The organism is Pseudomonas gingeri, from assembly GCF_013385635.1.
GTDB lineage: Bacteria > Pseudomonadota > Gammaproteobacteria > Pseudomonadales > Pseudomonadaceae > Aquipseudomonas > Aquipseudomonas gingeri_A.
Genome location: NZ_JACAPR010000013.1, coordinates 449123 through 473418, shown reverse-complemented (window position 1 = coordinate 473418; position 24296 = coordinate 449123). Strand labels below are relative to the sequence as shown.

At 63.1% G+C, this 24296-nt stretch carries 19 protein-coding genes; 10 read left to right on the top strand and 9 right to left on the bottom strand.

Annotation, left to right across the window (positions count from 1 at the left end; translation table 11 throughout):
* Window positions 1-99 precede the first annotated feature (99 nt).
* The 3 genes from HX851_RS43110 to HX851_RS43100 are packed head-to-tail and all read right to left on the bottom strand — an operon-like array spanning window position 100 to window position 5879.
* The gene (locus HX851_RS43110) at window positions 100-1521 is read right to left on the bottom strand and encodes an efflux transporter outer membrane subunit (RefSeq protein ID WP_177064065.1); all 1422 of its coding nucleotides are present in this window, start codon (window positions 1519-1521) and stop codon (window positions 100-102) included.
* Window positions 1505-2668: an efflux RND transporter periplasmic adaptor subunit gene (locus tag HX851_RS43105; RefSeq protein ID WP_177061592.1), complete on the bottom strand. Its 1164-nt coding sequence runs from the start codon at window positions 2666-2668 to the stop codon at window positions 1505-1507. The genes HX851_RS43110 and HX851_RS43105 overlap by 17 nt, the downstream gene beginning before the upstream one ends.
* The gene (locus HX851_RS43100) at window positions 2661-5879 is read right to left on the bottom strand and encodes an efflux RND transporter permease subunit (protein WP_177064064.1); all 3219 of its coding nucleotides are present in this window, start codon (window positions 5877-5879) and stop codon (window positions 2661-2663) included. The genes HX851_RS43105 and HX851_RS43100 overlap by 8 nt, the downstream gene beginning before the upstream one ends.
* Window positions 5880-6099: 220 nt before the next feature.
* Between HX851_RS43100 and HX851_RS43095 the strand changes: the two genes are divergently transcribed.
* The 5 genes from HX851_RS43095 to HX851_RS43075 all read left to right on the top strand — a co-directional run bounded on the left by HX851_RS43095 (window position 6100) and on the right by HX851_RS43075 (window position 9783).
* Window positions 6100-6504 carry a PA0061/PA0062 family lipoprotein gene (locus HX851_RS43095; protein WP_177061597.1) on the top strand — a complete coding sequence of 135 codons (405 nt, stop codon included), beginning with the start codon at window positions 6100-6102 and terminating at the stop codon, window positions 6502-6504.
* 34 nt (window positions 6505-6538) lie between these two features.
* Window positions 6539-6949 (top strand): PA0061/PA0062 family lipoprotein, encoded by a 411-nt coding sequence (locus tag HX851_RS43090; RefSeq protein WP_177061599.1) that lies wholly within the window; start codon window positions 6539-6541, stop codon window positions 6947-6949.
* A gap of 193 nt (window positions 6950-7142) precedes the next feature.
* Complete coding sequence (locus tag HX851_RS43085) at window positions 7143-8627, top strand: tyrosinase family protein (protein ID WP_177064063.1); 1485 nt, start codon at window positions 7143-7145, stop codon at window positions 8625-8627.
* Between the two features lie 2 nt (window positions 8628-8629).
* On the top strand, window positions 8630-9385 hold the full coding sequence (locus HX851_RS43080) for a copper chaperone (protein ID WP_177061603.1): 756 nt from the start codon (window positions 8630-8632) through the stop codon (window positions 9383-9385).
* 89 nt (window positions 9386-9474) lie between these two features.
* Window positions 9475-9783: a YdcA family protein gene (locus HX851_RS43075; protein WP_177064101.1), complete on the top strand. Its 309-nt coding sequence runs from the start codon at window positions 9475-9477 to the stop codon at window positions 9781-9783.
* Here HX851_RS43075 and HX851_RS43070 read toward each other — a convergent pair whose 3' ends face one another.
* From HX851_RS43070 to HX851_RS43055, 4 genes are all read right to left on the bottom strand, one after another.
* A complete protein-coding gene (locus HX851_RS43070) occupies window positions 9784-11802 on the bottom strand; it encodes a hypothetical protein (RefSeq protein ID WP_177064062.1) in 2019 nt (672 codons plus the stop codon).
* Between the two features lie 171 nt (window positions 11803-11973).
* Entirely contained in the window at window positions 11974-13656 is a 1683-nt protein-coding gene (locus HX851_RS43065) for an alpha-keto acid decarboxylase family protein (protein ID WP_177064061.1), read from the bottom strand.
* Window positions 13643-15400 carry a flavin monoamine oxidase family protein gene (locus HX851_RS43060; RefSeq protein ID WP_177064060.1) on the bottom strand — a complete coding sequence of 586 codons (1758 nt, stop codon included), beginning with the start codon at window positions 15398-15400 and terminating at the stop codon, window positions 13643-13645. The genes HX851_RS43065 and HX851_RS43060 overlap by 14 nt, the downstream gene beginning before the upstream one ends.
* A 193-nt stretch (window positions 15401-15593) precedes the next feature.
* Entirely contained in the window at window positions 15594-16286 is a 693-nt protein-coding gene (locus HX851_RS43055; RefSeq protein ID WP_177061610.1) for a YoaK family protein, read from the bottom strand.
* A 130-nt stretch (window positions 16287-16416) separates the two neighbouring features.
* On the opposite strand from HX851_RS43055, the gene HX851_RS43050 reads away from it, so the two are divergent.
* The gene (locus HX851_RS43050) at window positions 16417-17067 is read left to right on the top strand and encodes an HD domain-containing protein (RefSeq protein WP_177064059.1); all 651 of its coding nucleotides are present in this window, start codon (window positions 16417-16419) and stop codon (window positions 17065-17067) included.
* Between the two features lie 66 nt (window positions 17068-17133).
* On the top strand, window positions 17134-18780 hold the full coding sequence (locus tag HX851_RS43045; RefSeq protein WP_177064058.1) for a phospholipase D-like domain-containing protein: 1647 nt from the start codon (window positions 17134-17136) through the stop codon (window positions 18778-18780).
* Window positions 18781-18983: 203 nt separating this feature from the next.
* Here the strand turns inward: HX851_RS43045 and HX851_RS43040 are convergent, their stop codons facing one another.
* Window positions 18984-20222, bottom strand: a complete 1239-nt coding sequence (locus HX851_RS43040; RefSeq protein ID WP_177064057.1) for an NADH:flavin oxidoreductase/NADH oxidase family protein — start codon at window positions 20220-20222, stop codon at window positions 18984-18986.
* Between the two features lie 78 nt (window positions 20223-20300).
* Between HX851_RS43040 and HX851_RS43035 the strand changes: the two genes are divergently transcribed.
* Window positions 20301-20741: a MerR family transcriptional regulator gene (locus HX851_RS43035; protein ID WP_177061614.1), complete on the top strand. Its 441-nt coding sequence runs from the start codon at window positions 20301-20303 to the stop codon at window positions 20739-20741.
* Between the two features lie 48 nt (window positions 20742-20789).
* Here HX851_RS43035 and HX851_RS43030 read toward each other — a convergent pair whose 3' ends face one another.
* A complete protein-coding gene (locus HX851_RS43030) occupies window positions 20790-22328 on the bottom strand; it encodes an MFS transporter (RefSeq protein ID WP_177064056.1) in 1539 nt (512 codons plus the stop codon).
* Between the two features lie 225 nt (window positions 22329-22553).
* On the opposite strand from HX851_RS43030, the gene HX851_RS43025 reads away from it, so the two are divergent.
* Window positions 22554-23441, top strand: coding sequence for a LysR family transcriptional regulator (locus HX851_RS43025; protein ID WP_177064055.1), 888 nt, complete (start codon window positions 22554-22556; stop codon window positions 23439-23441).
* On the top strand, window positions 23441-24109 hold the full coding sequence (locus tag HX851_RS43020; RefSeq protein WP_177061710.1) for a LysR substrate-binding domain-containing protein: 669 nt from the start codon (window positions 23441-23443) through the stop codon (window positions 24107-24109). The genes HX851_RS43025 and HX851_RS43020 overlap by 1 nt, the downstream gene beginning before the upstream one ends.
* Window positions 24110-24296 lie beyond the last annotated feature (187 nt).

Sequence of the window (24296 nt, the reverse complement as noted above, 5' to 3'; positions counted from 1 at the left end):
GACGCTCTGCGTCCGCTGTTGTGACGCAGAGCGTCACGGGCTGCATTCCCACGCTGGAGCGTGGGAACGATCAACTTCCGGAGCGTGGGAACGATCGGTTCAGGCCTCCGGTTTCCAACCCCCTCCCAGCGCGACCATCAACCCCACGCTGGCCTGCAACTGTCGGGTCTGCAGCGCCTGCAACTGCCGCTGCGCCTGCAAGGCGGCGGTTTGCGCGGTGACCACGTCGAGGTAGTTCACGGCCCCGGCCTGGTAGCTGTTCATCGCCAGGGTCTGGGTGTTCTGCGCGGCGTTCACGGCGGCCTGTTCATCCTGGGCCTCCTGTTGCAGGTCACGCAGTTGCGCCAGGTTGTCCTCGACTTCCCGTACCGCTCGCAGCACATGACTGCGGTACTGCGCCGAAGCTTCCTCGAACTCGGCCTTGGCCTGTTGTTCCTGGGCATCGATACGACCGCCGTCGAAGATCGGCAGGTTGACCAGCGGCCCCAGTGCCCAATAGCGATTGCCCGCCGACAGCAGGTTGCCGACCCCCTGGGTCTGTCCGCCAAGCAGGCCGGTCAGGCTGAAATCCGGGTACCACGCCGCCTTGGCCACGCCGATCCCGGCGTTGGCGGAAAACACCCGGCGTTCGGCGGCTGCGATATCCGCGCGGCGCTGCAACAGGTTGCTGGGCAGCGCGCCCGGCACTTTGGGAATCGCCAGTATCTGCACGGTTGGCGCCAACTGGAACTCACTCGCCGATTCACCCACCAGCTCGGCAATCGCATGTTCGGCCAGGTTGCGCTGCCCGCGCACTTCATCCAGTTGCGCCTCGGCCTCGGCCAGTTGGCTCTGGGCGCGGGTCAGGTCCAGTTCGGAGGCGATCTTGCCCTCATACCGATCACGGGTCAGTTGCAACGCCTGGCTGTAGTCGTCCAGCGAGCTGGAGAGAATCCGGCTCTGGGCATCCAGGCCGTTGAGCTGGATATACAGGGTCGCCAGTTGCTGTTGCAGGCTCAGTCGGGCCACCGCCAGGTCGTCGCCCGACGCCTGGGCCTGGGCATCGCCGGCGGCAACCTGGTTGCGGATCCGGCCCCACAGGTCGAGATCGAAGTTCAGCGCGAAACCCGCCGTGTTGCTGTTGTACACCGACGGCTGGGTACTGCCGCGCAACGGCCGGGTGTCCGACTGCCGCTGGCGTGCGGGTTGCGCGCTGGCGGTGATCTGCGGGAACAGTCCGGCATGCAGCTGGCTGGCGTAGGCCTGGGCGCCGTCATAGTGAGCGAGGGCGGCGGCGAGGTCCGGGTTGGCCTTGAGCAGCCGTTGCTGCAGGTCGTTCAGGTGCTCATCCTGGAACAGCAGCCACCATTGCTCGGCCAACTGATTGCCAGGCTGGGCCAGATGCCATGGGCCGTCGCTGGTCTGCTCGCGGTAGTGTTCCGGCAGGTCGATCTGCGGCGGCTTGTAGGTCGGGGCCAGCGAACAGCCCTGCAAGCTGGCGATCAACAGCAGCCAGGCGCTGCGCTTAAGCCTTGGGGACATGCTGGCCTCCGGCGTCGGCAAGCTTCACCTGGTCGCCTTCGCGTAGCGCATCCGGCGGGTTGTCGATCACGGTGTCGGCGGGCTTCAGGCCCTGGTCGATCACCAGGCGTTCACCCAGGTCGAGGCCGATATGGATATCGCGCAGGTGCACATGCTGCCGCGCGTCCATGACCGCCACCTGGGTACCGGCGGCACGGAAGATCAGGGCGCTGGCGGGAATGCTCACGCCATGGGTGTCGGCCGGGATCGGGATGGTCGCTTCGGCGTAGTCGCCGGGCAGCAGGGCGTTGTCCGGATTGTCGGCGACAAACTGCGCCAGCAGGGTGCCGGAGCGCGAGTCGACGGCGGTCGAGTTGCCCACCAGGCGCGCGGTAAAGGTCTTGCCTGGATGTTCCGGTACGCTCAACTGCACCTGCAGCCCTGGATGAATCACGCTGGCGTAGTTCTGCGGGATGGGCACGTAGAGGCGTAACTGATGGGTGTCGGCGATATCGAACAGCTCCGGATCGCTGTCACTGTCGGCCTTGATCAGTTGGCCGATATCGGTGTTGCGCGCGGTAATGGTGCCGGCGAACGGTGCGCGGATGGTCTTGTAGTCCTCCAGCGCCGAGAGCCGCGCGTAGTCGGCCTGGGCGGCTTCGGCATTGGCCTGGGCGGCGGCGGCATTGGAGCTCTTTTCGTCGGCCTCCTGTTGCGAGACCGAGTGGGTACTCACCAGGTTTTTCCAGCGGGTCGCGGTGGTCTGCGCGAGGCGCGCATTGGCCTGTTCCTGGAGCATATGGGCATGGGCCTGGGCGACCTGCTGGTCGAGGTCCGGGCTGTCGATCCGCGCCAGCACCTGGCCGGCCTGGACCTGGCTGCCGATATCGCTGTTCCAGTCCTTCAGGTAACCGCTGACCCGCGCATGGATCGGCGCCTTGCTCCAGGCTTCGAGGTGGGCGGGCAGGCGCAGGGTGTCGCCTGCGGCATTCTGTTTGGGTTGGAATACGCTGACCATGGGCACCGCGGCGGTTTCGGTCCAGGCGGTCACCGCCTGTTCATGGCGGGTTCGCGCGGCAATCCCGTTGGCCACCAGCAGGGCGGCCAGGGTCAGGCCGCCGACGCCCATGTAGAGCAGGCGTTTGCCTGAGGGTTGGCGATCAGTCATGGGTACTTTCTCCAGCAACGGCGCGAGTAGGGTGACGTCCGTGCACCAGGCTGAACACCACGGGGACGAACAATAGAGTGGCAGTGGTCGCAAGGATCAGACCGCCGATGACGGCGCGTCCGAGAGGGGCGTTCTGTTCTTCGGAAATGGCCAGCGGCAACATGCCGATGATCATCGCCAGGGCGGTCATGCACACCGGGCGGAAGCGGGTGTAGCCGGCTTCCAGCGCCGCCTTGAGGGCATCGCCGTGCTCGGCCAGGCGTTCGCGGCAGAAACTCACCACCAGGATCGAGTTGGCGGTCGCCACGCCCATGCACAGGATGGCCCCGGTCAATGCCGGCACCGACAGCGAGGTGCCGCTGAGGAACAGCATCCAGACGATCCCGGCCAGGGCGGCGGGCAGGGCGGTGATGATCACGAACGGGTCGACCCAGGACTGGAAATTGACCACGATCAGCAGGTAGATCAGCACCACGGCGCCGAGCAGGCCGAAGCTCAGGCCGCTGAAGGCTTCATGCAGGGCATCGATCTGGCCGTGCAGGCTGACAATCGCGCCCTTGGGTCGCAGCGATGAGGCATCGTCGAGGATCTTCTGGATGTCATGGGCCACCGAACCGAGGTCACGGCCCTGGACGCTGGCGTAGATATCCAGGGTCGGCTGGATGTTGTAGTGGGTGACCACCGCCGGGCTTTGCACCCGGCTGATGGTCGCCAGGCCACCGAGGATCTGCGACTGGCCGTTACTGCCGGTGACCGGCAAGGCTTCCAGCGACGGCAGGCTGTCGAGGCGATATTGCGGGGTGGCCGCGACCACGCCGTAGGACACGCCGTTGGCCGGGTTGAGCCAGAAGGTCGGTGCCACCTGGGAACTGCCGGCCAGGGAGGCGACCATGCTGTTGGTCACGTCACGCTCGGTGATACCCAGGCCCTTGGCGCGCATCCGGTCGACCTTGACCTGCAGCGACGGGTAACCCACCGACTGCTGGATGCGCAGGTCGGCGATGCCCGGCACATGTTGCAGGCGTCGTTGCAGTTCGAGGGCGAATACCCGGTTCTCCTCGGCACTGCGCCCGGAGATCTTCACGTCCAGCGGCGCCGGGGCACCGAAGTTGAGGATCTGGCTGCTGATGTCCGCCGGGAGGAAGGCGAAGTGGCTGCCGGGGAAGCTTTCCGGCAGGGCGCTGCGCAGTTTCTTCACGTAGTCGGCGGTCGGCTGGTGATCGGCCTTGAGGGTGACCTGGATATCGCCGTCCTGCGGGCCGATGGTGCCGCTGCTGCTGTAGGCCATGTCGATGCCGCTCAGCGGGATACCGATGTTGTCGACGATATTGTCCAGTTCCTCGGCGGGAATGATCTCGCGGATCCGCGCCTCGATACGGTCGAAGGCCGCCGCGCTTTCCTCGATCCGCGTGCCCAGCGGCAGGCGTACATGCAGCGCCAGGGCACCGGCGTCGGTGGCCGGGAAGAAATCCTGGCCCAGGCTCGGCAGCAAGGCGAAGGAGGCCAGGACGCAAGCCAGGAAGCCCAGCAGGAAACGCTTGCGGCAGCCCAGGGCGAGGGTCAGCAGGCCGTGATAGACGTCCCGTACCGCGGAGAAGCCGCGTTCGAAACCCTGCTGGAAATTCAGCACGCCCTGCAGCAGGGCATTGCGCTGGCGAGCGTGCTGCTCGCCTTCGTGATGGTTGATGAACTCATCTTCCGGATGATGGCCGGTACCGCCCTCGACGACATGGGGCTTGAGCAGGAACATCGCCAGGGTTGGCACCAGGGTTCGCGACAGGAAGAAGGAGGAGGCCATGGCGAAGATCACCGCCAGGGCCATCGGCCGGAACAGGAAACCGGCGATGCCCTGGAGCATGAACATCGGCACGAACACGATGCAGATACACAGCAGCGAGACGAAGGCCGGGCCGACGATCTGCCTGGCCCCATCGAGGATCGCATCCTTCACCGCCTTGCCCTGTTCCAGGTGCCAGTTGATGTTCTCGATGGTCACCGTGGCATCGTCCACCAGGATCCCCACCGCCAGCGCCAGCCCGCCCAGGGTCATGACGTTGAGGGTCTGGCCGGTGGCCGCGAGCAGGGCAATGGCCGAGAGCACCGCCAGGGGAATCGAAGCGGCGATGATCAGGGTCGAGCGCCAGCTGCCGAGGAACAGCAGGATCATCGCACTGGTCAGCAGGGCGGCGATGATCCCTTCACGGGCGACGCTGCCCACCGACTGCTTGACGAACACCGAGGCGTCGCCGAGCAGTGAGGTCTTGAGTTCCGGCGGCAGGGTTTCGTTGATCAGCGGCAGCATGTTGCGGATGCCGTCGACGATCGACAGGGTGGAGATATTGCCGTTCTTCATCGCCGGCATCAGTACCGCGCGGCGGCCGTCGACCCGCACGATATTGGTTTGCGGTGGCGAACCGTCACGCACGTGGGCGACCTGGCCGATGGTGATCAGGGCACCGTCGACGGTCTTGATCGGCAGGTCGTTGAGTTCCTCGATGACTTTCGGGCTGTTGTTCAGCAGTACCGTGTATTCGTAGGGGCCGAGTTTGGCGGTACCCACCGGAATGATCTGGTTCTGCGCCGCCAGCGCATTGCCCACGTCCTGGGCCGACAGGCCCTTGGCGGCCAGCGCCTGGGGATCGAGGTCGAGGGTGATCTGGCGTTGCTTGCCGCCCATCGGCGTGGGGATCGCCAGGCCCGGAACAGCGGTCAGCGGCAGGCGGATATTGTTCTGCACCAGGTCGCGGATCCTTGCTTCCGACAGGGTCGGGCTGGAAAACGCCATCTGCAGGATCGGCACCGTCGAGGCGCTGTAGTTGAGGATCAGCGGCGGGGTGATACCCGGTGGCATCTGCTTCAGCACGGTCTGCGAGACCGCCGTCACCTGGGCGTTGGCGGTGCGGATGTCCACTCCCGGTTGAAAGAAAATCTTGACGATGCCCATGCCCGGCAGCGATTGCGACTCGATATGTTCGATATCGTTGACCGTGGTGCTCAGGGAGCGTTCGTAGGTGTAGATCACCCGGCCGGCCATGTCTTCGGGGGACAGGCCGTTGTACTGCCAGACCACCGCGACCACCGGGATACCGATGTCGGGAAACACGTCGGTGGGGGTACGCAGGGCCGCCAATGGCCCGATGATGCAGATGAAAATCGCCAACACGATAAACGTGTACGGCTTGAGCAATGCGGTCTTTACCAGCCCGAGCATGCGTTGAACCTCCGGAGAGTGGAATTGCAGACCCCGGCAGTCTTGCCGCTGGAACTTAACGTTTGGCTTTCACCAACATGAAGGATCTTTTAGATAAGGACTGAAATTCCCTTCATCTCTATTCATTTGTTCAAAACGCTCTGCCTCGCCACTCTTGACCTCGATTCGACGGCCATCCCGTCCATGAAAACAACAGATCAATGTGAGAGGAATTCATACGATGACACTTAAGCCGCTGATGCTGATCCCGACCCTCGGCCTGGTTTGCCTGCTGTCCGCCTGCGCCGGTCCCGTACCCAAGGCCGACCCGAGCCAGGCCTGGATCGGGCTGCAGGGCGAGTCCAGCGACGACTTGCTGGCCGAGCGCGTGGATGGCAAGCGGGTGGATGACGGCCGCTACTTCGAAGTGACGCCGGGCAAGCACAACCTGGAAGTGACCCTGATCCAGGGCGCCAACGGTGACGACGACCAGCCCGAGTGCTCCGGGAACGTGGTGTACGACCAGTTCAAGGCCGGTCGGCAGTACCACCTGGTGGAGTCGGGCTCGGGCACCGACGTCGGCGCGGTACTGATGAACGACCACGGCAAGCAAGTGGCCGAGTCCCACCTGTTCTCCTGTATCTGAGTCAGGAATTTTCCTTTTTTCGAGGTGATGCGTCATGACACTCAAGCCCCTGATGTTGCTGCCAACCCTGGGTCTGGCTTTCCTCCTGTCGGCCTGTGCCGGCCCCATGCCCAAGGCCGATCCGAACCAGGCCTGGATCGGACTGCAGCAGGAAACGCCAAATGACCTGCTGGCGGAGAAGGTCGATGGCAAGTCGATCGATGACGGGCGTTATTTCCAGGTGAGTCCTGGCGCGCACAAGCTTGATGTGATGCTGGTGGAGATCCCCACGGGCGACGCCAACCAGGAAGACTGCTCGGGGCAGGTCTCCTACAACCAGTTCAAGGCCGGCGAGCACTACAAACTGGTGGAATCAAGCCTGGGCCAGGAAGTCAGCGCACGGCTGATGGATTCCCATGGCAAGGAAGTGGCGGACACCGGCGACTTCCAGTGCATGCCGGGTTGAGGTCGCCGGGCGTCTGATGTGCCGCGGGGACCGCCGGTCTGGTTCATCGGCGCGCTCAAGGCAGATTGACATCATCTGGTCTACTGTTGCTCTCGGGCCAGCCTGTCCCCGGCCCGATGGACTTTCAGGGAGATCGACCATGGCACATGTACGTCGCGATGTATGGAAGCTGGAGCCGGGCTGGAACGACACCTTGTTGTGGTATGCCCGTGCGGTTGAAGCGTTGCGTAAAAAACCGATCACCGATCCTACCAGTTGGCTGTTCCTGGCAGCGATGCATGGCATCACCCGGTCGCTGTGGGAAGGTGCCGGTTATGTGACTGCTCAGACGCAGTTTCCGCCGCAAGCGGAGCAGGATCTCTACTGGAACCAGTGTCAGCACCAGAATTGGTATTTCCTGCCCTGGCACCGGGGTTATCTGGCCGCGTTCGAGCAAATCGTGCGCGCCACGGTCGTCGACCTCAAGGGGCCGGCCGACTGGTCGCTGCCTTACTGGAACTACAATGCCAGTCCCCAGGCACAGGAATTGCCGAAGTGCTTCGCACAGCCGAGTTGGCCGGACGGAGCGCATAACCCGCTGTATGTCGAGCGTCGCTACGGGTTGAATGAAACCCCGATTGTCGTCCCGGCGAAATATATCCAACTGACCGCATTGCGCGATCACACCTTTGCTGGCTCTGAAACCGGTGTTCCTCCCGGCTTCGGCGGGCCGGAATCGTTCTTTATCCAACACGGTGTAGCCAACGGACGTCTCGAATCCGAGCCGCACAACAACGTCCACGGTATCGTGGGCGGCAGCTCAGGCAAAATCGATGGCTTGATGAGCAAGCCCAACACGGCGGCGCTGGACCCGATTTTCTGGTTGCACCACGCCAATATCGATCGGCTCTGGGAGGTCTGGCTCAAGGCCTATGGCGGTAACCACAACACCACCAATCCGGAGTGGGTGAACGGTCCTCGAGACGCCGGACGACCTTTCATCATGCCGCAGGCCGGTGGTGCCGCCCCTTGGAAATACAAGGTGCATGATGTGCTGAGTACCCTTGTGTCCAAGTTGGACTACACCTATGAAGACACGACCGCGCCGCAGGAAAAACACCTTCTGTTCCAGCACCGTCTGTTGAGTCTTGGTGCCAATATCGCAGCGCCGATCCCGGAGGTGCTGATGACCCGCGATACCGATGTCGAACTGATCGGTGCAAACTCTTCGGTGCTCAACCTTTCCGGTGGTAGCGTCGACACCTCCGTGCACCTGGACAAACCAGGCTCGCAGAAAGTGCTGAACAGCCTGAGATCGGTCACGAATTTTTCCCTGGCGGTCCCGACGTTGCCGGATCGGGTGTTCCTGAATCTGGAGAATATCCGTGGCAACAAGGATTCGGCGCTGTTTGAGGTCTACGTCAATCTGGCCCCGAACGCCATTCCCGACGAGCATCCGGAGTTGCATGTCGGGACGATCTCGCTCTTCGGTGTCGAGCAGGCCAGCCAGGCCGACGGTCATCATGCTGGCAATGGCGTCAGTCAGGTATTGGATATCACCGAGGTGGTGGATGCCCTGCATCTCGGCGGAGTCCAGGACCTGAGCAAGTTGAATGTGCGTTTTGTGCCCGTCACGCCTGTCGATGCCGATGACAAGATCACGATTGGCCGAGTGAGTCTCTACCGTCAGGGCGAGTGAGCATGAGGCAGTATCTGCTGCTTTTCCTGACCCGGGGCAGCCGGCCGTGGCTGATCGTGATCAGCCTGGCCGGTTGGGGCTGGTTGGTGGGGGGCGTACAGGTGCTTTCGGTCCCGGCGTTCTGCGGGACCTGGCCATCCCTGGACTATGCCGCCAGTTGGCAGGGTATTGAACAGGCCTTGCTGTTCAACCCACCGGGGCGGCTGCTGGGTGGCTGGAGCCTGATGCTGGTGGCGATGATGCCCTTGTTGATGGTGCATCCGCTGGAATATCTATGGCGGACCAGTCTGTCGAGAAGGCGCTGGCAGGCGATGGGCCTGTTCGTGGCCGGTTTCGGGAGTGTCTGGGTCCTGGCGGGTGCTGGGCTGTTGAGCCTGGTGGTAAGCGCCCGTGTGCTGCTGGGTATCGAACCTTCGGGTGTTTTTCTGGGAGGGGTGTTGATCTGCCTGTTGTGGCAGGCCTCTCCCGCCAAACAATATAGCCTGAACCGCTGCCATCACCAGCCACGCATTTCGGCGTTCGGTTTCGGCTTTGTCACCGACTGCCTGAGGTTCGGAGGCGTCAGCGGCTCCTGGTGTGTGGGCTCGTGCTGGGCATTGATGCTGTTGCCCATGTTGATGGAGCAAGGGCACCTGCTCTTGATGGCATTGGTCATGGTCTGGATGCTGCTGGAACGTTTCCTGAAAAACCGACCTCCACACTGGCGCTGGCCTTTTTTGGCCGAGATCGGGGCGTTGAAGGCGCGCGCCTTGATGTAGAGGTGATATCGTAAGGCCATCTATTGCAAGGATGCGTCCCTATGAATGGTGCCTCGCGCTCCCCGGTATTTTCCCGTTTGCGTCATCTCATGCTGGTCGTGCTGCTGCTGGGCAGCGGCACCTTGCTGGCCGCCAATACGCCCTGTTCCGGCAGTAAGGGAGGCATCGCCGGATGTGATGGCGAGACCTTCCTATGCAATGACGGCTCGATCAGTGGCTCGAAGAAAAACTGCTCGGCAGTGCTGGGCATCCGGGAGGACGCCCGCCCGGTGCGCCCACAGGGCTTGCTGCAAAGTGCCGAGGGTTGTCAGTGTGGCAGCGGCAGTTACTGCACCGGGCCCCGGGGCGGGGTCTATTGCCTGACGCCCGGCGGCAGTAAAAGCTACAAGCGCAAATAGTCAGTAGGGCGCGGCACTGATGGTCGCGTTGCGCCAGGCGGTCTGCAACTGTTCATTGAGCAGTGACGGAACGCTTTTCCCTGGCTGTTTCTCCAGGCTGAGTTTCAAGCCGTTGAGCGAGCGACCACTGAGGCGATTGCCCGCCAGGTCCTCGCGGAACACCCGCTCCGCGTCGGCAGACTGACCCTGGTCGAGCAGTGCATAGCCCAGGGACTCGCGCAGGGTGTAGTACCAGTCCGGCGGCTCGTTGTAGCTCAGTTTGTCCTGAATATTGACGGCCTTGCGCCACGCATCGAGCACCTGGGCCTTATTGTCCCCCTGCAGGGCCTTGAGATCGGTGAGCAGCGCCTGCGGTGAATCCTTGGCGAGCACCTGTGCGGCCGCTTCCTTGAGCGCCATCAGGTCAAGCTTGCCCTGGCTGCTGTCCTGGGCCTTGTTCAGCAGGATCAGGTTGGCGATACGGAGCAGCTCGATGGCCTTGTTGTTGCCGTAGCTCAAATCCGGCGCGTCCTTAAAGCTGGCATTGACCGCCTGCCAGTAACCTTTGAGCGCATCACGCGCGGCAGCAGTGTCCAGCCCTGGTTTCGCCACTTGCTGATACGCCTCGGCATAGGCCTTCATGGCCTGGGTGTAAGGATTGGTCAGGGGCTCCCATTTCGTCTCGCTGTCCTTGTTGGCCGCAGTGCACGTGTCGTTGATGGTCTGCAGCCCGGCCTTGATTTTCGGCTCGATACGCTTCAGTGCGTCCCAGTCCTGGAAGCGCACGGCAAAGTAATAGGGCACCGCATAGAAGTAGTCGGACTTGACGCGAATCTCCTTGGGATACTGCCGGCAAAGGAAGTCCAGCGCTGCGTAGCGGGTGGTGTTTTCCACCAGTTCCTCGGCCATGTTCATGGCTTCGTTCCGGCGACCTTCGATGGACAGGGTCCAGATCAGGAAATGGATGTTGTGCCCCAGATAATGCAGCGGGTAGGGACTCTGCGGATTGACCTGGTGAGTGTAGGCACGGTCCACCGAGACCGCGGTGTAGTTGGCGACGCTGGCCAGGGCGTTGTTGCCGGTACGCTGGTAGATATGTGAAGCCATGTGCACCAGATGGCCGATCGCCGGGTTCTGGTCACGGAAGCGATCGGCCATGGGCAGGCCGCTGCCGGGGAAGGGCGACTCTTCTATCGCATGGATATAGAAGTGATTGGCGCCAGTATGGAACTGGTCCTGGACCAGGACCCGGTTGAGCACCTGCAAGGCCTCGTAGGCATCGTGAGTGGGATCGACCTTGTCGGAGGTCGCTTCGACACCGCTCCACCATTTCCATGGAGTGATGTTGAGCAGAGCGTCGGCATACAGCGTGGCGGCGTCGAGATCGTCGAAATAGGTCTGCGACAGGACCTTCATGGCATCGGCGTAGCGTTGGTTGCCTTCCTTGCCGAGGAACACCTTGCCGTCCTTGGTGACCGTGTAGAGGGTCAGGAATGCGTCGGCGTAGTCGGCCTCGCGCTGCAACTGCCGTTCGCTGAAGTGCTCCTTGCCGGCCGGGTCCTTGAGACGGGCCTTGGCGTTTTCCCGGGCGATCTGTGCCGAACGATAGGCCAGGCGATCGCAGCCGGTGGTGGCATCGCTGTTGATATTGGAGTTGGCCGACAGGGCGATGCCCCAGTACGGCATGGCGGCGCCTTCGTCGAAACGGCTGGCCTGATAGAAGGCGCGAATGGCCTCGGAAAAGTTGAAACCGTACTGCAAGGCCATGCCCTGGCTGTAGAAGGCCTCGACCTGGTCGGGGTCCTTGAAGCTGACCAACGGATAGCGGGTGCCGCCCAGGCCCGAGAGCAGATGGTCCTTGTCGGTGTCCTGTTCACTGACACACTCGTGCAGCACATCGAGGTAGGGTTCGTCCGGCGTGGCCGGAGTGAAGCTTTTCGGTTCTGCGGGGGCATCATGGTTCATGTTATGGGCCTGGGCTGTGCCGGCCAGCAGGAGCAGCGCCATCAGTGGCGGACGGATCAGGTTGCGGACTTCCATGCAGCGGTTACTCCGAACGGGGTGTCATCGGTTGTTTTTGTGGTGAATGTGCCGGCCTTTCGCGGGCAAGCACACTCCCACAGTGATTTGAGTGATACACACATGTTGTGCACGGCACAAAACCTGTGGGAGTGGGCTTGCCCGCGAAAGGACCCTCAAGGTGAACGCTATCTAACCGGCCAGACGGGCAATCTGCGGCGCCAGGTCCTTCTGTGGAATGACCACCTGCACCAGCACGGTCTTGCGACTGTCGAGCAACTTCGGCAACAGCTCGTCCAGCTCGTCCTGGGTCGAGACCCGATAACCCTCGGCGCCGAAACCCTTGGCCAGCGCCAGGTAGTCCCAGGTCGGCAGGATATCGAAGGGGGCGAACTCGCCGTCTTCGGTGAACGCCTTGATGTCCACGAACGCCTGTTCGATGGCATAGACCTCATTGCTCATGACGAACACCACGGCATTCACCTGATTGCGCACCAGGGTCGAGAGCGACTGGCACATCATCATGAAGCCGCCGTCACCGGCCACCACGAACGGCCGGCGGCCGCTGCCCATGGCTACCCCCAGCGCACAACCGGTCTCATGGCCAAGCGAGCCCCAGATCGCATCGGCGACAAAGCTGTTCCGGGGCATGTCCATCAGATTGCTCGCGGCATACAGCGACGAACTTTCGCCGAGGATCAGGCTGCCGGTCTCCCACCAGCCATGGGTGCGGGCGAAACTGTCCAGGGTTTCGAGAAAACGCGTGTAGCCCAGCAGCGGGTCGGCTTCACGGGTGGTTCTCAACAACGCCGGCACGGGCTCGCGGGCCACCCGTGGTTGCGGGAACTCGTCGTCCAGGCCCAGTTCCCGGGTCAGCTTCGTCAGGTACTGGGGCAGCGGTACATGGGGGTAGTACTGCAAACCGGTGCGGGCCAGTTGGGTGTTGACCAGGGTGATCTTGTCGAACTGGTTGTCCAGCAGTTGCAGGTAATCGTCGGTGAAAATCACCCCCAGGGCGAGGATGCAGTCGGTTTGCTCCATCAGGGCTTCGGTCTGTGGCAGCGATGCCGTGCCGGCATAGGTGCCGATAAACTGCGGATGGCTTTCGTCGAGAACGGTCTTGGCTTCCAGCGACGTGGTGAACGGCAGGCCGCTGGCTTCGATCAGGTGCAGGGCCTGTTGCTGCAGGCCGAAGCGGGCGATCTCGATACCGAGCATGATGATCGGCTTGCTGGCTGCCCGCAGGCGTTCCACCGAGGTCTCGACCGCGGCTTTCAGGGACGTCTCGTTGCACCGCGTCGGTATCGGCAGCAGGCTGCCGACCGGACGCTCGCAGCACCCGCCCCAGACATTCTGCCAGGCTTCCAGATAGATCGGCCGCCGCTCGCTGATGGCGGCGACCAGGGCCTTGTCGATCAGGGCTGGGGCGGTCTTGCGGTCACTGAGCAACTCGCAGGCGACGGTGACGTTTTCGAAGACCTTGCGGCCCACCTCCAGGTCGCCGGTGGAGTGATGGAACAGGACATCTTCGGACCAGATCCGCTGGCGGTTCTTCGCATTGGGGCTGGCGCTGATCACCACCACCGGGTTGCGTTCCACATAGGAGCCGGCAATGGCATTCAGCGCACTGAACGTACCGACGCCATATTGCAGCGAGACCGCGCCAATCCCCGTGTAGCGGGCGTAGCCGTCGGCGGCATAGGCGGCGCTCATTTCATTGATTTCACCCACGGGACGGATATCCGGATCGCGCTCCAGGGCATCCATGAACTTCGAGACATAGTCGCCGGGCACCTGGAAGACCTTGTCCACCCCCAGTTCCTTGAGGCGCGCCAGCAAATAGTCGGCGACGCTGAAATCATCAGTCTTTTCCATGATCGATCCCCTTGTACGCGAACTCGGTCACTTCGTTGAGGGTCTTCGCGCAATCCTTGCAGGGCGGGGGATGGTCCGGGTCGAGGTTGCAACCGTCGGGTGTCGGTACCGGCAGCAGGGCATAGTCCTTGGGCAGCCAGGCCGGGCGCTTGAGGCCGAAGAAGTCCTGCAGCGTCGATTCGGCCACGGTGACCGCGCCTTCGACCCAACCCTGGCCGATGGAATAGGCTTCGCCGACGATATAGATCTGTTGTTGCTCCACCGGGTGGCGCATGCGACAGATGATCCGATCGATCCGGTAGTTGGCCTTCCACTCGTGCCAGCCACCGCCATACGGGTCGCTGTCCCAGGCGTGGTAGACCGCCGAATAGGGCCGTGGCAGTTCGACCTGGTCGTGGACCTGGGTCACCTGCATCTGCGCGACCCGGACCATTTCGTCACTGACCGGGAACTGGGTCCTGGGCACCACCGGCTCGGCCTTGAGCTTGCCGGTCAGGCTGGCCGGAGTGAAGCCGACAAAGGGTGCGCCATCCTCCAGGCCTTTCCAGAACGGCACGGTGCCGATGTCGTTATAGGAGGCCATCAGCAGTGAGTTGAGCGTGTGTTCACCGCCTTTCTGCTCGCATTCGGTGCCCATGTAGTAGATCTGCCGTACCGGCAGGTCGGTGACCGAACGCCCGGCCACCAGGCCGAGGGCACGCCACCAGGGTTGCTCGTAGGCCAGGAACAGCTTGAACGCCGACTGCACCAGCACCGAGCCGAGGTTTTCCTTGAGCCACGGGTCACTGAAGAATGGCGAGTCGATCAGTTCCAGTGCGCGGCGCGGCATGGCGAGGATGATTTTCTTCGCCTTGACCACCTGGCCGCCGCTACTGTCGCGGGTGTTGCCGTCGACGCTGACGGTGTTCTGGAAATGCAGGCGATAGGGGAAGTCGGCGTCCTTGGCGTAGCTGATGCTGGCCAGGCGCTGGTTCATCTGCACCCGCTGCTGGCCTGACAGCTTGCCCGGCAGCTTGGCGAACTTGGCGGCGAGGGTCAGCGGCAGGCTCTGGAACCCCTTGGTCAGGGTCAGGAACTCGGTGGTATCGCTGTATTCGGTCGCCGGCAACTGGGTCACCGCACTGGCATTGGCGACGTTGGCGTCATATCCGCCGGCGTCCTTCATGAACTGGTAGCCTTCGTTACTCATCACTCGGTACAGCAGGTCCCAGAAACCGTACTTCCAGATTTCCTTGCCGAACACCTTGACCTGCATCTGCTGGCACAGGCTGAGCTTGTCGAAGCCGGGGTAGACGTAGTTCATCACCTTGACCTGCAGGTCCTCGGGGCAGAAACCACGCTCCGACCAGGCCAGGTCATAGGGGATCTTTTCCGGTGCCTCGACGAAGTCGCGGTAACGGAAGCGCTTGCCGCGCAGGTAGAACAGGTTGTTCTTCGAATACACCGGCTTGGGCGCGCCCATGGGAAAGTCCTGGCTCGGCAGCTTGAGATGCTTGACCAGGTTATCCACCAGCACATGGCCGTCCTTGCCGGGGATATAGCGCATGCCCCCGACCTCGGCGACCACATTCGGCAGGCCCGGGAGATTGATGCTGAAGAGCCGGCCGCCGATGCGGTCGCTGTATTCGAAAAGGGCAATATTCTGCGTATCGCCATGGGTCTGTTGCAGGCGCCAGGCGCTATAGGTGCCCGACACTCCGCCGCCGACTACGGCAACGTCCAGTTCCAGTTCTTGCGACTTCATGACGAACTCCATTTCGGAAAGGAGGGGGACCGCGTTTTCCGGTCGCGACCAAGTATCGTCGAGTTTTGCTGGAATGCCAGTTTGCCATCATGGTGGTTTCGAGACGGCCAGGAACCTGGCCGTCGATGGGTGCAAAAGGAGGGCGCGCGCGGGATCAGGTCCTTGCGATGCAGTGCAAGAACCTGCGCGGGTGTTACGCCTGAGGCTGGCCGCTGCGGTAGACCCGCAGGCAGACTCCGAAGGCGACCAGTACCGGCAGGATCAGTGCCCACAAGCCGCAGGCCAGGTAGAGCAGGGCCGCGCCGACACAGCCGAGGGCAAAGCCCAGCATGATGGTGCAGATCGGCTTCAGGCGTTGCTTGATGATCAGCCGTTGGGCGTCGTCGCGCTCGCTCCACAGGGCAAATACATCGACGGCGAACTGGGTGACGTTGCCGGTCATCAACGTGGTGGGCGGCGTGCCTTTCATATGCTGGCGGGAAATCGCGTTCTGGATCGCCATGGCGGTGACTCCGGTCAGGCCGGTGATCAACGCCGTGGCGCTGTCGCCATCGGTAAACGGCCCCCAGACAATCGCCAGCAGGGCAAAGGCCGCCAGCATCAGGGTATGGGCGATCAGTAACAGGCGCAGCGGCACCCATCCGCGCCGATGGATCGCCACGGCGGCCAGGTGCGTCAGTCCCACCACCAGCACGAATACCGGCAGGGCGATCAGCTTGGGCAAGGCGCCGGAAGTGCCATGGACGATACTCACCCCCAGGGTCACGAAGTTGCCGGTGACATGGGCGGTAAACAGGCCCTGCAGGGCGAGAAAGCCCAGGGTGTCGACAAAGCCGCCATTGAAACTGAGGGCCGGGCCCACGCTGGGGTGCAAGGGTGATTCCATGGCCTGTCCTCGGGTTCGGGTATCGTAGGGAGAATGGTCGGGGTGGTCGGGCAGCAGACGGTAACTCGCCGCTGATTGTCGATCAAGGTAGAGTCCCGCTCTTGTGACGATGCCAGTTCGAGGCCTGTGAATGACTGCCCTGTGTTTTGCTCCCCGACAATCCCTGGCCGAGCGCCTGCTGGATCTGCTGCCCGTGGTTCAGGGTGATGGCTCCCATGACTTGTCGCATATCCATCGGGTGTGGAAAAACGCCTGTGCCATCCAGCGCGAGGAGGGCGGCGACCTGGACATCCTGATCGCCGCGACGCTGTTGCATGATTGCGTGGCGGTGGAGAAGGATTCACCGCTGCGGTCCCGGGCATCGCGCCTGTCCGCGGAGAAAGCCTCGGCGTTGCTGGTGCAACTGGGCTGGCCGGAGCAGAAGATATTCGCCACCGCCCATGCCATCGAAGCCCACAGCTTTTCGGCGGCGATCATCCCGACCACCCTCGAAGCCCGGATTCTGCAGGATGCCGATCGGTTGGACGCACTTGGCATGGTCGGTGTGGCGCGCTGCTTTTATGTCGGCGGGCGCCTGGGGCATAGCCTGTACGACCCGGTCGATCCGCTGGCGCAGCACCGTGAGCATGACGATCAACGCTTCAGCCTCGATCATTTCCAGACCAAACTGCTGCACCTGGCCTCGGGTTTCCAGACCGCCACGGGGACACGGTTGGCGGCGATCAGGCATGAGCGTCTGCAGCGTTTCATGGAAGATTTCATGGAAGAAATCGGCGTGTGAACTGCCTGGCGTCATGAAAATTCGCTACGCTCGATGGCCACAGCAAACGGCTCAAGGATGTGATTAATGCGCGTACTGCAAACCAACGCCCAGGATGATTTCCGGGTCAAGGCGTATGCCGGCACCAGCGGGGTGCTGCTGGCAATGGACCTGGCGGAGTCGAAGCGGGCTGGCCTGCTGGGTTTTGCCATCGAGCGCCAGGTGGGGACCAAGCCCTGGCTGTTTCTCTTCAACAGCCTGACCTTTCCCGGCAAGGAGCACACCTTTCCCCAGTACCACGCCACCCCCAGCGATCTGGCGCCGTTGCAGAAATTCCGCTGGGCCGACTACAACGTCGAGCCCGGCACCACCTGCAATTACCGCGTGCACCTGGCCTACGGCACGCCCGATGCGCCACAACTGGGCGAGTCGCTGGCGGTCACGGTAACCACCGACAACGGCCTGCCGAAAAACCAGCGGGTGATCTTCAATCGCGCGGTGGCGGCGAGCCAGGGTTTCGAACGCAAGTTTCCCGACCTTGACAAGCAGCTCACCACCCAGAAAGACCTGCCCATCGAGGCCTGGCCCGACGCCGCGCGCCTGTGGCTGGAGAATGGCCTGCTGGAAGAACTGCTCGGTTTTATCGCCCGTGCCACGGATGCACAGTGGGGGCTGGATATCGCCATCTACGAGTACCAGTTGAAGGCGATTGTCGATGCCGTCAATGCCGCCCAGCAGCGTGGTGCGCGGATCCGCGTGCTGTACCACGCCAAGGTCGGTGACGACGACACCACCCTCAATGAGCAGAACCTGGCGGCGATTCCCGCCGAGGGCAAGCGCGGGCGGGTGACCAGTAATATCTTCCACGACAAGTTCATCGTCCTCAGCCAGCGCGACGCCAGTGGCGAATATCGGCCCGAAGCGGTGCTGTGCGGCAGCACCAACTTCACCGCCAATGGCGTCTATCGCCAGGCCAACGTGGTGCATGTGCTCGACGACAGCCGCCTGGCCGGCGAGTACACCCAGGTTTTCGAGCAGATCTGGGCAGCCCCGGCGAATGTGGCGGCGACCCGTAAGTGGATTACCCAGAACAATCCGATGAACCCGGCCCAACCCTTGTTCGCCGGGTTTTCCCCGCGCACCGGCCAGGGCGACCTGAAGGAGTTCGAGCAGATCATCACCGCGGCGCGCAAGGACCTGCTATTCGCCACGGCCTTCGCCTTGCCCCAGCAGATTCTCGATGCCTTGCTCGGCCAGCCCCATGACGATGTCTTGCGTTATGGCCTGCAGAACACTGCCAGCAGTATTTCCGGCATCCACGCCGACCGCACCGACGACTTTGTCGCCACGGCGCTGCTCAATACCGGCCTGGAAGGCTGGATCAAGGAAGGGCTCAACGGTCAGAAGGGCCGGCTGCTGGTGCACACCAAGGCCATCGTCAGCGACTTCACCACCGACTCGCCGACCATCATCAGCGGCAGCCACAACCTCAGCGTCGGCGCCAGTGACGGCAATGACGAGAATTTCCTGGTGATACGTGGCGATGTCGACCTGGCGGACCGTTATGGCCTGGAGATCCTGCGCTTCTACGAGCATTACCGGTTCCGCTATTACGCGAAAAAGCTGGCGCTCAAGCAGGTCCAGCCGCTGTCGCCGGACAATAGCTGGAGCGATGGGTATTATCAGGACGGGGACCTGAAGATGCTGTCGCGGTTGCGGTTTGCGGGGCGTTGACAGCGCACGACATTCACGGCGGAGGTGGCTGTCCTGCCGCCATCGCCAGCAAGCCGGCTCCTACAGGGGACGGCGTGCGCCGATTGATCGTTCCCACGCTCCAGCGTGGGAATGCCTCTCTGGACGCTCTGCGTCCGCTCTTGTAATGCAGAGCGTCATGGGCTGCATTACCACGCGGAGCGTGGGAACGATCGATTTGTCGGCTAGACACTGGTCGGCAGTCGACTCATCTCGCGGCGATACTGTTTCGTCCGCCGCCCGATAAACAACCGATCCAGCACCAGTGCCCACAGCGCTGACACCTCGGGCCGTGGGCGGCGGCCCTTGCTCAGGCGTTTCAACTGGAACTTGACCACCGCCATGCTCGCCAGCGATGCCAGCGCTTTTTGCTTCCAGCGGATCGGCTGCAACTGCGGATGCGTATCGCGGCCTTCGCGCCAGTGCCGGGGCAGGTGCGGTTCCAGTGCCAACGCGGTACCGATACCGACCATGGCGATGCCGCTGTCCAGCACCCGCTCGACAACGGGCAGGCGGCGGATGCCGCCAGTGACCATCACCGGCATGGTCGCTACCTTCGCCAGTGCACCGGCCATTTCCATGAAGTAGGCCTCCCGTGCCAGGGTCCGCCCGTCACGGGCTTCGCCCTGCATGGCCGGGGCCTCGTAGCTGCCGCCCGAGAGTTCCACCAGGTCCACCGGCAAGTCATTCAGCCATTCGATCACCTGGCGCGCATCATCAGCGTCGAAGCCGCCGCGCTGAAAGTCCGCCGAGTTGAGCTTGACTGCCACGCAGAAGGTCGGTGACACCACCGCCCGAACCGCCTTGACCACCGACAACAGCAACCGGGCGCGGTTTTCCAGGGGGCCGCCCCAGCGATCGGTCCGTTGATTGCTCAGCGGCGAGAGGAACTGGCTCAGCAGATAACCGTGGGCGGCATGAATCTGCACGCCGGTAAAACCCGCCTGTTCGGCAAGTCGGGCGCTGCGGGCAAAGCGGCTGATGACGTCCTCGATATCGGCTTCGCTCATGGGCCGGGGCTCGGCGAACATCTTCGAGAATCCACCCAGCTCCAGCGGGACCGCTGAAGGTGCCCTGGCGATCTGGCCGAGATTGGCCATGGTCTGGCGTCCGGGATGGTTGATCTGCATCCAGAACTGCGCACCCTTGGCCCGGCCGATTTCAGCCCATTGGCGGAATCTGGGCAGGTGCCGCTCATCTTCCAGCACCACGCCGCCGGGACCGGTCATGGCGCGCCGGTCGATCATCACGTTGCCGGTCAGCAACAGGCCAGGTTCGCCATCGGCCCAGGCGCGATAGAGTTCCATCAACTGAGCGGAAGGCGCGTTATCCAGGTCAGCCATGTTCTCTTCCATGGCAGCCTTGGCAATGCGATTCGGGATCTGTACGCCGTTGGGTAGCGGCAATGCTTGGAAGGGTGACATGCTTGACTCCGGGGTGGTGGGGAGTTCAGGCTAAGCTTAAAGTTAACTTTAATGTCAAGCCCTGACATGAGGATTTCCATGAAAATCGGTGAACTGGCTCAACGCAGCGGCTTGGCGGCCTCGAAGATCAGGTTTTATGAAGCCCAGGGCCTGATTCGCAAGGTGCATCGCCAGGCCAATGGCTATCGGGAGTATCCGTCCGAGGTGCTGCAGACGTTGTCGATCATCCAGTGCGCGCAGCAGGCGGGCTTCAGTCTGGAGGAACTGCGGGCGCTGGTGCCGGCTTCCGAACCGGGTGTCTGGGACCACGCGGAAATGATCGAGAGCCTGGAGCGCAAGATCGCTCAGATCGAGGCCATGCAGGCACGCCTGGCCCAGAGCAAGCTGCAACTGCTCGGGGTGGTGAACAGTATCAGGAGCAAACCGGCGGACATGCCGTGCGCGGAAAATGCCGAGCGCTTGATGGCATCGCTGAATGCGCCTCTGGCGGGTGCCAGGACGCGCGGTGCCGACCAGTAGCTCGTCGGACCGCGCTTCCCCATCAGTTCCCCAGCCGCTCCGCCGGGCCTACTCCCTGGCCAGGGAAAAGGCTGGTGTGCCGGGGAGTGGATTGCGCATCAGCGTGCCCACCACCAGGGCGCCGAACAGCGCCAGCAGGCCCGCGACCCAGAGCACCGTGCCAAAGCCACCGACAAAGGCCTGGCGAGCCAGTGGTTGCACCACGACGCGTGCGGATTCCGGCAGCACGGCCATGGCCGCCGGCATATCGCCCGCCACTACCCGTGACGCAATGACCTGGGCCTGATCGAGCCACGCTGCGGCCTGTGTGCCGAGACTGGTCTGGAGCAGGTCCTGGGTATGGCCGGCGAGCAACGCGCCGAACACGCCGATGGCCAACATGATCGCGCTGAAGCGCATGGTGGTGCTCATGCCCGAAGCCATGCCGGCGCGTTCCCGGGGGACGCAGGCCATGATGTTTTTCTGGGTATCGCCATTGAGCAACCCGGCACCGGCGCCGGTCACGGCAATTGCCAGGCCGAAGCCCAGGTAGCCGCCGCTGCTGACCGCCCAGGCACTGAGCAGGTTGCCGCAGCCCACCAGGGTCAGTCCGCTGGCCATCAGGGTCGCGGGCTCCAGGCGCGAGGCCAGTCGCACGCCGATACGCGGGCAGATCAGCATGGTCAGGGCAAAGGGCAGCATGCCCAGGCCCGAGGCGATGGCCGACAGTCCCAGGCCGTTCTGCAGGTAGAACGGCAGCAGCGTCATCATCACCTGGGCGCAGCCGGCGTAGGCGAACATCCCCAGCAGGGCGCCGATAAAGCGTGGATGACGGAACAACTGCAGGTCGACCATGGGCCGTTTCTGCACCCGCTCGACCACCACGAACAGACCCAGCAACACGGCGCCACCCAGCAGCCGGGCGTAGGTCAGCGGGTTGCTCCAGCCGATCTGGTTCGCCTCGATCAGGCCCCAGATCAGGCACAGCAGCGCACCGCTGAAGGCCAGGCTGCCCCAGGGATCGAGACGGGCCGACTGGCTGTCGCGGGACTCCGGTACCGCATGCCGGACCAGCGCCATCAGCAACAGGCCGATGGGCAGGTTGATAAAGAAGATCCAGCGCCAGCCCAGGTACTGAGTGATCAGGCCGCCGACCGTTGGTGCGGCGGTCATCGCCACGCCCATGCAGGCGCCCCAGAAGGCCCAGGCCTTGGCCCGCTCGACTTCATCGTGAAAGGTATGGCCGATGGAGGCGAGGGCGGAAGTCAGCAGCAGCGCGGCCCCGACGCCCTTGATCGCCCGGGCGATATCGAGGAGCAGGCTGCTCGGCGCGGCGCCGCAACCGAGGGAGGCGAGAATGAACAGACTCAGGCCCCAGAGCAGGGTCTTCTTGCGCCCGAAGCGGTCGGCGATGCTGCCGGCGGGCAGCAGCAGGGCGGCGAAGGCCAGCATATAGGCGCTGACCACCCATTCGATATCGGCGAAATTCGCCCCCAGGTCGCGGGCGATGCTCGGCAGGGTGACGGCGACGATATTGGTGTCAAGGACAATCAGCGAACAGACGCCGGACGCTGTCAGCAGCGTCAGGCGCGGGCTGACCCGGCTCATGGGCGGGCCCATTCGAAATCAAGGATTGCCCGTCGGGCAATGACAGCTGTCGAATCAGCCGCCGCGACCGGCGGCATGCCCGGGCAGGCACAAGACAACGGGGCAAGGAATTTGACGGACATGCTCAAGGCTCTCTACTGTGGCGGTAAGATCAGCTTAACGCGGGCCCGCCCCGGCTTTGTTAGGCCAGCCTCGACACTTCATTACCTTTGAGCTAATGCCTGTATGGAAATTCGTCATTTCCGTTATTTCCTGGCCGTTGCCCGGCAGCGCAATTTCACTCGCGCGGCGGAACAGCTGGATATCGCCCCGCCAACTCTGAGCCGGCAGATCCAGGATATGGAAAACGCCCTGGGCACCCGGTTGTTCCTGCGCGGGCAACGCGAGGTCAGCCTGACCGAGGCGGGCGCCGCGCTGCTGCCGGAAGCCGAGGCGACGGTGCGCCAGTTCGAGTCTGCGCAACGCAATGCGCAGCGGGCCGGACGTGGCGAGATCGGCCATATCGAACTGGGCTATGTCGCCGGGGCGGTGTATTCCGGGGTGTTGCAGCACCAGGTCAAGGCCTTTGTCAGGGCTTTTGCCGATGTCAGCCTCAACGTGCGGGAAACGCCCATGGCGACATTGCCGGGGTTGATCGCCGAGGGTCGTTTCGATATCGGTTATGTGCGCTCGCCCATGTCCCTGCCCGAAGGTGTTGACGCCGTGCGCCTGAATACCGAAGGGTTTGTGCTGGCGATGGCCGACGACAGCTGGTTGTGTCGCCTGAAAAACATCGGCGCCGAGCATCTGCAGAACGAAACCTTCGTGCTGCCGGAGCAGATCAGCGGTACCTTGCAGGTCGCCACCCAGGGCGGTTACGCGCCGAAACTGGGGCCGCAACCCGGCGGGCTGGTGGCGGTGATCGCCGCGATATCCCTGGGCCAGGGCGTGGCGGTGGTGCCCGAATCGGTCATCGGCCATATCAACCTGCCGAATGTGGTCTATCGGTCGATCGAGGGCTGTCAGGCCACGTCCTGGCTGTCGCTGATCCATCGCCGCTTCGAGAAGGCTCCGGCAGTGGCCCGCTATATCGAGCGGATCAAACGTGAATTCCCGGAGAGGCAGCATGATTAATCCCGCGCATTTCGACCTGCAATCCCTGCGGCTGTTTCTGCTGGCCGCCGAGCACCAAGGTCTGGGCCAATACCTCCGCGGTGGTGCAATTCCTGCCCCGGGACCTGGCACAGTTCCTGTCCCACAACCGGCAGGTGCGTATCAGCCTGGAGGAGGCGCTGAGCGAGGCGACCATCGACGCAGTGGAAACCGGACGGGCCGATATCGGCGTGTTTGCCGACAATGTCCCGGCGCCGGGACTGGAGACCTTTGCCTACCGCACTGACCAGTTGGTGTTGCTGGTACCGCCGGATCATCCGCTGGCCGGCCTGGATACCATCGCCTTCGTCGATACCCTGGACTTTGACTATGTGGCGCTGAACCAGGGCAGTTCGTTGCTGCGCCGGCTTACCGACGCGGCCCATCGGGCCAGCAAGGTGCTCAACGTACGCATCCAGGTCAGCAGCTTCGACGGCATCTGCCGGATGATCGAGGCCGGATTGGGCATCGGCGTCCTGCCCCGGGCGGCGGTGCGTCCCGAACTGCTGGGTGCGGGTTTGCGGGCGATCGAGCTGAGCGATGCCTGGGCGCGACGCACCTTGTACCTGGGGGTGAAGTCCCGGGGCGGACTGGCACCGGAGGCCCTGCGACTGTTCGAGTTCCTGAGTGGTCAGCCGCCAGTCGGGTAGGTTTTCGCAGGCGGCGAGATCCGGCCCGGCCAGGAGATTTCTTGCGACCATGAAGGCCTCTTCGCGGGCAAGCACCGCTCCCACAGAGTTTGTGAGCCTTTCCTGAATGGAAAGGGTCATGGATCATTCACGGATTTTCAGGTTGCCTGTCCCCGCTGACAATCCCTCACTTCTTCAGGAACCGATG

Excerpts from the sequence above, each read along its gene's own strand:
- HX851_RS43110 (WP_177064065.1), bottom strand. The coding sequence starts at position 1,521 with ATGTCCCCAAGGCTTAAGCGCAGCGCCTGGCTGCTGTTGATCGCCAGC.
- HX851_RS43105 (WP_177061592.1), bottom strand. The coding sequence starts at position 2,668 with ATGACTGATCGCCAACCCTCAGGCAAACGCCTGCTCTACATGGGCGTC.
- HX851_RS43100 (WP_177064064.1), bottom strand. The coding sequence starts at position 5,879 with ATGCTCGGGCTGGTAAAGACCGCATTGCTCAAGCCGTACACGTTTATC.
- HX851_RS43095 (WP_177061597.1), top strand. The coding sequence starts at position 6,100 with ATGACACTTAAGCCGCTGATGCTGATCCCGACCCTCGGCCTGGTTTGC.
- HX851_RS43090 (WP_177061599.1), top strand. The coding sequence starts at position 6,539 with ATGACACTCAAGCCCCTGATGTTGCTGCCAACCCTGGGTCTGGCTTTC.
- HX851_RS43080 (WP_177061603.1), top strand. The coding sequence starts at position 8,630 with ATGAGGCAGTATCTGCTGCTTTTCCTGACCCGGGGCAGCCGGCCGTGG.
- HX851_RS43075 (WP_177064101.1), top strand. The coding sequence starts at position 9,475 with ATGCTGGTCGTGCTGCTGCTGGGCAGCGGCACCTTGCTGGCCGCCAAT.
- HX851_RS43070 (WP_177064062.1), bottom strand. The coding sequence starts at position 11,802 with ATGGAAGTCCGCAACCTGATCCGTCCGCCACTGATGGCGCTGCTCCTG.
- HX851_RS43065 (WP_177064061.1), bottom strand. The coding sequence starts at position 13,656 with ATGGAAAAGACTGATGATTTCAGCGTCGCCGACTATTTGCTGGCGCGC.
- HX851_RS43060 (WP_177064060.1), bottom strand. The coding sequence starts at position 15,400 with ATGAAGTCGCAAGAACTGGAACTGGACGTTGCCGTAGTCGGCGGCGGA.
- HX851_RS43055 (WP_177061610.1), bottom strand. The coding sequence starts at position 16,286 with ATGGAATCACCCTTGCACCCCAGCGTGGGCCCGGCCCTCAGTTTCAAT.
- HX851_RS43050 (WP_177064059.1), top strand. The coding sequence starts at position 16,417 with ATGACTGCCCTGTGTTTTGCTCCCCGACAATCCCTGGCCGAGCGCCTG.
- HX851_RS43045 (WP_177064058.1), top strand. The coding sequence starts at position 17,134 with ATGCGCGTACTGCAAACCAACGCCCAGGATGATTTCCGGGTCAAGGCG.
- HX851_RS43040 (WP_177064057.1), bottom strand. The coding sequence starts at position 20,222 with ATGTCACCCTTCCAAGCATTGCCGCTACCCAACGGCGTACAGATCCCG.
- HX851_RS43035 (WP_177061614.1), top strand. The coding sequence starts at position 20,301 with ATGAAAATCGGTGAACTGGCTCAACGCAGCGGCTTGGCGGCCTCGAAG.
- HX851_RS43030 (WP_177064056.1), bottom strand. The coding sequence starts at position 22,328 with ATGAGCCGGGTCAGCCCGCGCCTGACGCTGCTGACAGCGTCCGGCGTC.
- HX851_RS43025 (WP_177064055.1), top strand. The coding sequence starts at position 22,554 with ATGGAAATTCGTCATTTCCGTTATTTCCTGGCCGTTGCCCGGCAGCGC.